General features: G+C 57.8%; 13 protein-coding genes and 2 pseudogenes. 4 read left to right on the forward strand and 11 right to left on the reverse strand.

The window, feature by feature from the left end:
• Window positions 1-8 precede the first annotated feature (8 nt).
• The 4 genes from ACRXB1_RS03560 (at window position 9) to ACRXB1_RS03575 (ending at window position 2,619) form a co-directional block, all read left to right on the forward strand.
• A complete protein-coding gene (locus tag ACRXB1_RS03560) occupies window positions 9-731 on the forward strand; it encodes a PRTRC system protein B (protein ID WP_449491120.1) in 723 nt (240 codons plus the stop codon).
• A 1-nt stretch (window position 732) separates the two neighbouring features.
• Window positions 733-1,374: a PRTRC system protein A gene (locus tag ACRXB1_RS03565; protein ID WP_449491121.1), complete on the forward strand. Its 642-nt coding sequence runs from the start codon at window positions 733-735 to the stop codon at window positions 1,372-1,374.
• Window positions 1,371-2,216 (forward strand): PRTRC system ThiF family protein, encoded by an 846-nt coding sequence (locus tag ACRXB1_RS03570; protein WP_449491122.1) that lies wholly within the window; start codon window positions 1,371-1,373, stop codon window positions 2,214-2,216. The genes ACRXB1_RS03565 and ACRXB1_RS03570 overlap by 4 nt, the downstream gene beginning before the upstream one ends.
• 148 nt (window positions 2,217-2,364) lie before the next feature.
• Window positions 2,365-2,619, forward strand: coding sequence for a hypothetical protein (locus ACRXB1_RS03575; protein ID WP_449491123.1), 255 nt, complete (start codon window positions 2,365-2,367; stop codon window positions 2,617-2,619).
• Between the two features lie 265 nt (window positions 2,620-2,884).
• On the opposite strand, the gene ACRXB1_RS03580 is transcribed toward ACRXB1_RS03575, so the two are convergent.
• The 11 genes and pseudogenes from ACRXB1_RS03580 to chrA all read right to left on the reverse strand — a co-directional run.
• Window positions 2,885-4,141: an MFS transporter gene (locus ACRXB1_RS03580; protein WP_449491124.1), complete on the reverse strand. Its 1,257-nt coding sequence runs from the start codon at window positions 4,139-4,141 to the stop codon at window positions 2,885-2,887.
• Complete coding sequence (gene arsH / locus ACRXB1_RS03585; RefSeq protein ID WP_449491125.1) at window positions 4,110-4,874, reverse strand: arsenical resistance protein ArsH; 765 nt, start codon at window positions 4,872-4,874, stop codon at window positions 4,110-4,112. Before arsH ends, ACRXB1_RS03580 begins: the two co-directional genes overlap by 32 nt.
• Entirely contained in the window at window positions 4,871-5,296 is a 426-nt protein-coding gene (gene arsC / locus ACRXB1_RS03590; RefSeq protein WP_449491126.1) for an arsenate reductase (glutaredoxin), read from the reverse strand. Before arsC ends, arsH begins: the two co-directional genes overlap by 4 nt.
• Window positions 5,293-5,973: pseudogene (locus tag ACRXB1_RS03595) on the reverse strand (arsenic resistance protein); the annotation flags it as partial. The gene arsC and the pseudogene ACRXB1_RS03595, both read right to left, overlap by 4 nt.
• A gap of 55 nt (window positions 5,974-6,028) precedes the next feature.
• Window positions 6,029-6,988, reverse strand: a complete 960-nt coding sequence (locus tag ACRXB1_RS03600) for an IS5 family transposase (protein WP_449491127.1) — start codon at window positions 6,986-6,988, stop codon at window positions 6,029-6,031.
• A 42-nt stretch (window positions 6,989-7,030) separates the two neighbouring features.
• Complete coding sequence (locus tag ACRXB1_RS03605; RefSeq protein WP_449491132.1) at window positions 7,031-7,516, reverse strand: arsenic resistance protein; 486 nt, start codon at window positions 7,514-7,516, stop codon at window positions 7,031-7,033.
• Complete coding sequence (locus ACRXB1_RS03610) at window positions 7,503-8,024, reverse strand: arsenate reductase ArsC (RefSeq protein ID WP_449491128.1); 522 nt, start codon at window positions 8,022-8,024, stop codon at window positions 7,503-7,505. The genes ACRXB1_RS03605 and ACRXB1_RS03610 overlap by 14 nt, the downstream gene beginning before the upstream one ends.
• Window positions 8,021-8,488 carry an ArsI/CadI family heavy metal resistance metalloenzyme gene (locus tag ACRXB1_RS03615; protein ID WP_449491129.1) on the reverse strand — a complete coding sequence of 156 codons (468 nt, stop codon included), beginning with the start codon at window positions 8,486-8,488 and terminating at the stop codon, window positions 8,021-8,023. Before ACRXB1_RS03615 ends, ACRXB1_RS03610 begins: the two co-directional genes overlap by 4 nt.
• Window positions 8,485-8,817 (reverse strand): ArsR/SmtB family transcription factor, encoded by a 333-nt coding sequence (locus ACRXB1_RS03620; RefSeq protein WP_449491130.1) that lies wholly within the window; start codon window positions 8,815-8,817, stop codon window positions 8,485-8,487. The genes ACRXB1_RS03615 and ACRXB1_RS03620 overlap by 4 nt, the downstream gene beginning before the upstream one ends.
• A 126-nt stretch (window positions 8,818-8,943) precedes the next feature.
• Window positions 8,944-9,249, reverse strand: a complete 306-nt coding sequence (locus ACRXB1_RS03625; RefSeq protein WP_449491131.1) for a PadR family transcriptional regulator — start codon at window positions 9,247-9,249, stop codon at window positions 8,944-8,946.
• Window positions 9,250-9,260: 11 nt separating this feature from the next.
• Window positions 9,261-10,220: pseudogene (gene chrA, locus ACRXB1_RS03630) on the reverse strand (chromate efflux transporter); the annotation flags it as partial.
• Window positions 10,221-10,238 lie beyond the last annotated feature (18 nt).

Raw genomic sequence — 10,238 nt, forward strand, 5'->3', positions numbered from 1 at the left:
AGCTTCATATGAAAGGTTTGGATATCGGCTCAGATCGCCGGGAAGAGGTGTGCGCAACCAGCGCCATCTTGCTTTATAGCGGCCGGGATCATACGGCGCACTACGGGACGGTGCATCCGATCAACCCTGGAAAGGGCGGTCGGGCATCGATTGGCGCGGGACGGCCAATTGATCGCGCAGCGCTTCTGAAATGCCTGACGGAACTGTCACAAAACGCGGCACCGAGAGCTGAGTTTCTTCCAGAAGCAGTGCTCGCGGTGTCGCAAGACGCGGTGACGTGGTGGTGTAGACCGGGGATGCGACGCGTGTTCTTCGATTGCCCTGAAATCGGCAAGCGAAGCGCGATCGTGCCGCATCCGGGTTTGGTGTTCAGAGCAGCGTCGAACGGATTCAGCGTGTTCGCGCTGAAAGAAGACAGCCGCCCAACCCCGGCTTCGACGCTGCATGAACCGCCTTACTTTAACACCTGGGATTTCGGAAAGATTTGCATCGGATCGGCTCATGTTCCGAAGCAAATTGACGTCTCCTCGATCGCCGGCTGGGAGAGCGGCTTTTTCGAATCGGCCTTCACGCACCCCAATCACGGCGGCAAGCGTGTTTCCTATCCCAAGGGTGAATTTGCCTTCTGGAAGGCGATGCTCGACGGCACGTTCGGCGAGCAATTCCCAAAGAAGTCACTTGTTTCCATGAAATTTACTCTCGGCGCACTGATCGCCGGCAAGGAGCGTTGATATGAATGCAGCAGATAGCGTGTTGCAGCGCTCGTTTCCGACGGTCATGGTTCCCCGGCGCGAGCCGGTTGGACCCATGACCTCGGCCGGCGAGCGGTTGCTGGTTGGTGAAAACGGTGTATTCCTTGAGATCAGCCTTCCGTGGATCTCACTTGTGCGGCGCGTCGCCAGCTTCACGGCGTCGATTCCCATTCCGTATGGCAGGGTGGAAGAGCATACGAACCTGGTTTGTGGTCGCGTGCCCGAGGAGCTGATTGGCGAGTTTGTCGCTATGGCGCGCGCTGCGTACCCCAACGAAACCGGATCATGGATCGTTTGGAGCACCAGGACGCGTCAGTTTCGGCTTCTGCCGGTGGTGATCCTCTCGCAGTCGAGCGGCTCATTGAAGTACGACCGGCCGGAACGGCACGACGATGAGGTGTTGATCATCGACTGCCATTCACATGGCCGGCATCCGGCGTATTTCTCGAGTACTGACAACGAAGACGACAAGCACGACATCAAGTTTTCGCTTGTCGTTGGAAATTGCGCCGCGCACGTGCCGAGTTTTGCATTTCGGCTGTGCGCAAAAGGCATCTTCGAGGAAGTCGAGCGCGTACCGGCTGCGTGGTACCGGATCAGCAAGTTGGCGGGGGCTGTATGAGCGAAGCCATGAAGGTTCGTCACGCGATCCCGTCGCATATGTTGTCGCGGCCCTGGCAAGTGATCGTGGTGGGTGCCGGCGGCACTGGAAGCGCTGTGTTGCCGAGTCTTGCTCGGTTGCACCACGCGATGGTGGAACTGGGGCATCCGGGCGGCATCGATTGCACGGTCTTTGATGACGACACGGTGAGTCCCACCAACGTTGGCCGGCAAGGCTTTTATCCGAACGACGTAGGCGAATACAAAGCTTCGCTCATCGTCAATCGGTTAAATGCGTTGATGGGTACCAACTGGCGCGCCGAGACGCAGCGGTTCACGAAAAATGTGAATTGCTACAGCGCGGACCTGATCATCGGCTGCGTGGATACGCGTGCGGCGCGGGGATCGATTGTTGAGGCCGCCCGCAGCGCCAACGTCTATTACCTCGACTGCGGGAATGACACGGACCGTGGCCAAGTGGTGATCGGCCAGCTGATGGCGTTGAGCGAAGCCAAGAAAAGACCGGAGCGGTTGCCGCATGTTGGCGAGCTGTTTCCGGATCTGATCGACGCTGCGCTCGACGCAACGGATGAAACGCCGTCCTGTTCGATGGCCGACGCACTGCGCAAGCAGTCGTTGGTGATCAATCAGGCGATCGCGGTCCAAGCGTTCAACCTGCTCTGGACGATGTTTCGGACGGGCGCGGTGCCGTTTTCGGGCGTGTTCGTGAACCTCGCAACGGGAAGAACGAACCCGATCCCGATCGACCCCTCTGCCTGGGCGCGTTTCGGCTACGCATACGTGGCCCCCAAAGCACGGAAGAAGAAGCTTCAGAAGGGCGAGGCTGAACCTATCCCGTGGTGATCGTCTTTATCTGTTCGTAATCCGCCGACTCCCTTCAAGGAGTCGGCATTTTTTTGTTCGCTCGGCTGCGTTAAGCACAGCCTTTTATACCTCAGCGGGTACGCAGCCCGTTGGGGGTTGCTCCGCATCAAATATTCTGGAGCTTCGTATGGGTGCAACTGTTTTGACGGGCAAGCGCGCTGGCGCGTTTCAACGCGCTGATGGCGAATGGATTTTCGCGTTGTTCGAAAGAACCTATGAGAAAAACTGCTATCCGCATCGCGACCACTGGTCGGGCATTACGATCGGCAATTATGAGAGCGTGATGCGGAGACTCTTCCACCACGCCAACTCGTGTGAAGGCGGGATGCTGCAATCAAGATCCGGTGATATCAGACCCGAGCAATACATCCTATGTCGCTAGCGACATAGGATGTATTATCTCGCCTCCAATCCTATGTCGCCCATTTGTGTAACCAGGACACCTCGGTGACGTTTCTAGGGTCTAAGGGCAACATAGTTATCGGGTGAGACTTTGACGTTCAATGATGCGCGCATAGAGCGACGAACCAAAGCGCATGTTGCGAAAGACTTTGCTCAGTCTCTGTCATTCTTCGGAGCGAAGCATGCTTCGCTCTGCGTTTGCCCTGCATGGAAATCCGTCGTGAGAGGGGTTTGACGTGCTCGGACTACTTGAAGGTGATTTGGCCATCGCCGAGCCTTTCTCTTGAAGCGCAATGTATCGTCAGGATGAACGCAAACGCTGAAACCAGCGATACGAGCAACACGGTCCAGACGACCGGAAAATAATTTCCGCCGATCTTCCAGATCGCAGCGGCAGAAATCGGCGCAACGCCTTTGGCAATGTTGGACGGCATCGAAAGCAGTCCGCTAACAGCTCCGTAACCCTCCGTCCACATCACGTCCTGCACAATCGTCCCGCGCAGAATCGTCATCATGCCGTTGGCGCCGCCGTAAACAATCGCGAACAAGATAAGCAACGCCGGCGATGTACCGGCGCACATTAGAATGATCACTGACGCCGGGAAGGCCGTCGTAATCAAAATACCAACGATTGACGGCCGCAGGTTACGGCCTAGCGTGAACCACAGCACGCGCGCCAGAACTTGTGCTGGGCCGATAACGGCCATCGTCGTCAGAATTAGTGCAGGTGATACGCGTCGCTCCGCCATCAGTGGGACGAGATGGAACGTGAGCGCGGCGAAGGTTGCGTAGTACGTGGTGAAGCACACGGCGAGCGCCCAAAAAGTCGGTGTGCGCAGTGCGCGCTGTGTGGCTGCTGCATTGACAGCTTTTTGCGTCGTTTTGTGCTTTGATTCATCCTCGCGCGGCGCATCACGGCCGATTGCGATAATGTGTAGCGGCAAGCATATAGCCAGATTGAATGCGGCCAGCACGAGCAATGCCTCGCGCCAGCCGAACCATCCGATGAGCCCTTGGGTTAGCGGGATAAAAACCGTACTGGCGAAACCCGCTACCAGAGTGATCAATGTAATTCTGGTGCGAAAGCTGTCAGGGAAATCGCGTGTGACCACTGCGAAGACCGGATCGTAAAGTGTGGCAGCCATCGCAACACCAAGACCGGCCCAGACGACGAACAGTATCGCGAGGCTGTGGGCCTGCGACCATAGCGCCAACATCGCCGCGGCAAGGATGGACCCGCAGACCATGACGCGCCGGCCGTGACCGCGATCGATCCAGGTTCCAATGGGATAGGCCGCAAGTCCCGAGATTAGTAGACCGATCGAGAGCGCTGCGTTTGTGGCGGTTCGGCTCCAACTCAGCCCACTTTCCATCGGCACGACAAACAATGAGAAAGCGTAATAGATCGAACCCCATGACACGAGTTGCGCGGTTGCGAGCGCCCATGTTGCGATAGTCCCCCGCGAGCCGTCACTCCGTTTCGCTGTCATCGGTATCAGCATTGACGGCCACCGTTTCTTGCTTCATAGCGGTGCTCGCCAGCGTTGTTGCAAGTTCCGGATGCACTTCTTTGCGCTCACTGTATCGATCGGTCAAGTAATCCGAGCGATCGCGCACGAGTAACGTGAATTTGTACAACTCTTCCATCACATCGACGACGCGGTCGTAGTAAGCCGATGGTTTCATCCGGCCGTCGGCATCGAATTCCTGCCAGGCTTTTGCCACCGACGACTGGTTCGGCACGGTCACCATGCGCATCCAACGACCGAGCACGCGCAATGCATTCACCGCATTAAACGACTGCGACCCGCCGCACACTTGCATCACTGCGAGCGTGCGCCCTTGCGTCGGACGAACACCGCCGCTTTCTAGCGGTAGCCAATCGATCTGATTCTTAAAGACAGCCGTCAGCGTGCCGTGACGCTCTGGGCTGCACCATACCTGCCCTTCCGACCACTCCGATAAGTTGCGCAGTTCGACCACTTTCGGATGATCCGGGCCTACGCTGTCGGTCACTGGCAAGCCGTGTGGATCGAAGACCCGAGTTTCCGCGCCAAAATAGCGCAGGATGCGTTCGGCTTCCAGCGTCAGAAGGCGGCTGTATGACTGGGGGCGCAACGAGCCGTAAAGCAGGAGAATCCGTGGCGGGTGTTGCGAAACGGCGCGCGGTTCGAGCTTGCTTAGGTCCGGTGTGTGCAGGTGCGGTGTGCTGACGTTGGGAAGATCCTGCGTCATTGTTGGATCCTGCGGCCTTCGCTATCGACGACGGGTTCGCCGTCCTCCTTTGCAAAGGTACCTTTTTGCGCTGCAGGTAGGATGTCAAGAACGACTTCAGACGGCCGGCACAGGCGCACGCCAAGCGATGTGACGACGAACGGCCGATTAATGAGGATCGGGTGTTCCTGCATGGCGTCGAGCAATTGGTCATCGGTCAGTGAAACGTCACTAAGGCCAAGATCAGCGAATGGCGATCCCTTTTCACGCAACGCAGCACGCACGGTCAGACCCGCGCGAGCGATCAAATCCTTGAGAGTGCTCCTGCTCGGCGGCGTTTTCAGGTATTCGATGATTTCTGGCTCCATGCCCGCATTGCGGATCATGGCCAGCGTATTGCGCGACGTGCCGCAATCCGGATTGTGATAAATGGTGACGCTCATACGCGTGGTCCTTTGATGCTGTGTTTTGCTTCGTACCAGTGCTGCGAGTGATTGACGACGCCGACGACCAGTAGCATCACAGGGACCTCGATCAACACGCCCACCACCGTGGCCAGCGCTGCGCCTGAGTGAAAGCCGAACAGGCTGATTGCTGTGGCCACTGCCAGCTCGAAGAAATTGCTCGCACCGATCAGACTGGACGGACCTGCCACGCAATGTGCTACACCAAGCCGCCGATTCAACAAGTAGGCAAGGCCGGAATTAAAAAACACTTGAATGAGAATCGGCACCGCGAGCATCGCAATAACAAGAGGCTGCTTGATGATCGCTTGCCCTTGGAATGCAAAGAGCAGTACCAACGTCGCGAGCAGCGCGCAGATTGAATAGGGACCGAGGCGTGCGACGACATTCCGAAAATGGGCATCGCCCTTCGCCATCAACATCCGGCGCAGCAGTTGAGCGAGGATGACCGGGATGATGATGTAGAGGGCGACCGAGATAATTAGCGTATCCCACGGCACCGTGATTGCCGACAAGCCAAGCAGCAATGCGACGAGCGGTGCAAATGCCACAATCATGATGGAGTCGTTCAGCGCCACTTGCGATAGCGTGAAATAGGGATCGCCCTTGCAGAGCTGCGACCACACGAAAACCATCGCTGTGCAGGGCGCTGCGGCTGGCGTTGTTGCAAAAATCGACAGTTCAGGCGGGCGTACACCCGCGATTCTAAATTCATGAAATACGCACGGACTGCGGGCGTGCAAGTGTGACCATGTGGTTGATGATGCCAACACGGATGGCGACCTCCGTCGCTTGTGAACCAATGCAGCGCGCCGAAAGACAATTCCCCGTGAGCGTTTTAAACCGGTACATCGTATTTTCGATCAGCGAACGTCGATGGTAACCACTGTGCTTCTTCCATTCGTCCCGGCCGTCTCGCGCAATTCCGTTGATCGCTTCATTTCGCCAGCTTGCTCCGGGCGTACCCTCAGGCCAAGGCTTCGCCCCTTCGCGTGGCGGAATCGACGGCGTAGCGCTGCGCCCGTCAATCACCTTATGGCACTGCTTTGTATCGTAGGCACCGTCACCGCCTACCGTATCGATGGGTTCATTGGCAGGAATCTGCGCCAACAAACCCGGCAACGCACTTGCGTCGTCGACGTCCTGATGCGTCATCAGCGCCGCGCGTATCTGGCCCGTCTTCACGTCCAGCCCAAGATGGACCTTACGCCAGGTCCGCCGCTTGGAGTAGCCGTGCTTGCGCACCTTCCATTCGCCTTCACCAAAGACCTTCACGCCCGTACTATCGATAACCAGATGAATCGGGTCGCCGCTCGACATCTCGGGCAACGTGACCTGAAGCTCCTGTGAACGGCGGCTTAGCGTCGTATAGTTGGGCACCGGCAGGTCCCCAAATGCAAGTTTGCGAAGACTTTGCACAAAGCCCTGAGCAGCCCGAAGCGTTAAATGATAAACGTGCTTGAGCGTGAGCACGGCCTGAATCACTGGGTCGGAGTAGACCTGCGGCCTGCCGCGCTTGACAGGTCTCGCCTCGCTCCCGCTCGTGAATGCGCTCTCGTCGATCCACATGGTCAAGCTGCCTCGTGCGATCAGCCCTGCGTTGTACTCTGGCCAGTTCCTGACTCGATAGACGCCCTTAGGCTCGCGGCTCTTGCGTTTGTCCTTGCGCATCTTCCCGCCAAATATCGAGAATCTACGCAATTCCTCCGCGAGTTAACAGAGGCAGCTCCACGACCGTTGCGCGTAAACGTCACCCCCTGCAGCGATCGCTTTTTGCAACAACGCCGCTGCGGCTAACAAGATCAGGCCGGCGATGTAGCTGTCGAGCTGAGCAGCAGGAAGCCACGGCGCGAACGCATGGCGGATGAAGATCCAGCCAAGCAACGCCATTGAAAACGGTTTGACAAACCAGTTCACAAACAGCGTGACGCCAATACCGCGCCACTGGCTCTTGACCTGAGTCATCGCGGAAAAATCAATCTTGACCAGCATCGGAATGATCATCACCCAGATGAGCACGCCGACCGGAAGATTGACCTGCGCCACTTCCATGCGGCCGATTGCCTGGAAGAGTTGGGGAAGCATCTGCCCGAGCAGAATGCCGCCCCCAATGCAAAGAGCGACCCAGACTGTTAGATAGCGTTCAAAAAATCCGATTGCTGGCCGTGCGCCGACAACCGCCGTATCAGTTCTGCTCATTTGATTCCTCTGCTGGTCTTTCCCCAATCGCGCGCATTTCGCGCTGAATCGCGTTGCTATCAAGCACATGGAGGGGCAAATTCACAAACTGGCTCACTCGGCCCATGATCTGTCGATATATCTTGGCAAACACTTTTCGTTTGTCGTCATCGCTGCCCTCGAACGCTGCCGGGTCTTCGAAACCCCAATGCGCGGTCATCGGTTTGCCCGGCCAGATCGGGCAAACTTCGCCCGCCGCTTGGTCGCAGACCGTGATCACAAAATCCATGTGGGGAGCGTCAGGCGTTGCGAACTCATCCCAGCTCTTGCTACGCAGCCCCGACGTGTCGTATCCGAGCGCTTCGCATCGTTCAATGGCGAACGGATTGACTGCACCAGAGGGATGGCTACCGGCGCTGTATGCACGGAACCGGCCTTTCCCTAACTCGTTGAACAGCGCCTCGGCCATGATGCTGCGCGAGCTATTGCCCGTGCAGAGAATTAGAATCGAGTAAGGTTCATCGCTCATGCGCGGCTCCTGTTCGTCACGATGGATTCGGCAGGCGAGCAGCATGCCGCCGTTGATTGCGCTTGTGCTTGCGTGCGACCTTGGGACTCGCCGTAGACCGGCGTAGCTTCAAGGGTTCTGAAAGTCTCCCACGCGACGCCCTGCGGATCCACCGTCCACGCCTTATCCGACTTGGCATAGCAACAAGTCGTCTGCGTCTGCTCCTGTACTCGCAGCTTTGCCTTAGTAAAGCGCGCATTCATCTCATCCAGTTCCGCATCGGTTTCAACTTGAATACCGATGTGGTCTACGCCTGGTTTCGCGCCGCGCCGCGAGATTGCGAAGTTCACTGCGGGATCGGTCAACTCCCATTTACAGTAGTCGCCCTTGAGAACCGTGGGCTCAACGTTGCCAAACATGGCGCTGTAGAACCGAATGCTGTCGTTGAGGTTCTCGACCGCGACGTGGATATGCATGCGCTTCATGGTGTGTCTCCGCAGCAGTTGGGAAGGTCGCCCGCGGCACAGGTTGCGCCGGCACAGCAGTTCTCCGTCAGGAAACCAATAAGGCCTGTCATGGCGTCAAAATTTGCGGTGTAAATGATGAAACGGCTTTCTTGCCGTGGTTTCACCAATTCGGCGTGTGATAGATCCTTGAGGTGAAAGGAGAGGCTTGAAGGGGAAAGCCCTAGTTGCCTCGCGATTTCGCCGGCGGCCATGCCGTCTGGTCCGGAGACGACCAACATGCGAAAGATCGCAAGGCGCGATTCGTGGGCGAGCGCGCTCAAGGCGCGTACAACGAGGTTGGAGTCCATAAGCCACAGGTTAGACCTATCTTTTCCATATTTCAAGTTATATCGAAACGAAGGATTTCGATGGGTCAGGGGTGGCCTCACGAAACGGATTTTTTCGCACGTTACGCCGCTAGACCGAGGCGTCAGCTATTTTTCTTCGAACAACTCGCCGAAGAGCTCCTTGACTTTGCCCTTCGCTGCGGTGAGCGCCGCCCGCCCTTCAGTCGTGATTTCATAGACCCGCCGCGCTCGGCTTCCGGATCGTTCCTGTCGCGACAGCAGGTAGCCCTTCTTTTCTAGGCCATGCAGCATCGGATACAGCGTGCCAGCGCTGATTTCGTAGCCGTGGCGGCGTAGTTCCTCAATGATGCCCAGCCCGAAGATGGGTTCTTCGCCCGCATGATGAAGGACATGCAAGCGGATCAACCCGCCAAATAGGTCGTTGTCGCTCATAGATCCCTGTCTCAGAAAATGAGACTTAACAGCCACCCGGCCACTCCACACCCCAACACCACCAGCCAGGGTGGTAGCCTCCAGAACGTCAGGGCAACGAACGCGATTAGCGCCAGTCCGAAGTCTTCCGGTTTGATAATCGCACTGGTCCATATTGGGCGATAAAGCGCTGCGAGCAGCAAGCCGACGACTGCGGCGTTCACGCCAGCGAGCGCCGCTTGTGTGCGCACGCTACGGCGTAACTGCTCCCAAAATGGCAGCACTCCGGCAACCAGCAGGAACGTCGGCGTGAAGATAGCGACCAGGCAAACCGAAGCGCCAAGCCAGCCACTCGGCGGGAGCTTCATAGCGGCGCCCAAAAATGCCGCAAAAGTGAAAAGCGGGCCGGGCGCTGCTTGCGCCACGCCATAGCCGGCCAGGAAGGTTTCATTGCTCACCCAGCCGTTGGGCACCACTGCTGCTTGCAAGAGCGGTAGTACAACGTGTCCGCCGCCGAAGACCAACGATCCTGCGCGGTAGAAGGCGTTAATCATCGCCAGCATCTGGTTAGGCCAGGCGGCCGTCGCGAGGGGTAGCCCGATCAACAGGCCGAAAAACAGGCTCAAAAGCACGGCACCGGCGCGACGATTGACCGAAATCGGCAGCGGGTCATGGGTTAAGTCTGGAGTTAGCTTGAATAGCACCAGTCCCACTAAGCCGGCAAACGCGATCACGCCGACCTGGCTCAAAGTGTTCGTCCACACGAGGGCAATGCAGGCCGACACTGCGGCAATGGAAACGCGTGTCGTATCCGTGCATAGATTCCGGGCCATGCCCCACACCGCTTGCGCTACCACGGCGACTGCAACCACCGTCAAACCGTGCAGAACTCCGGCAGGAACGGCACTGCCGCGTGTGGACATTCCCTGCGCGAACAGAGCCAGCATGATCGCCGATGGCAACGTGAACCCGGCCCAGGCGGCCAGTGCGCCGGGTTCCCGGGCGCACTA

This window comes from Caballeronia sp. M23-90 (assembly GCF_053574605.1).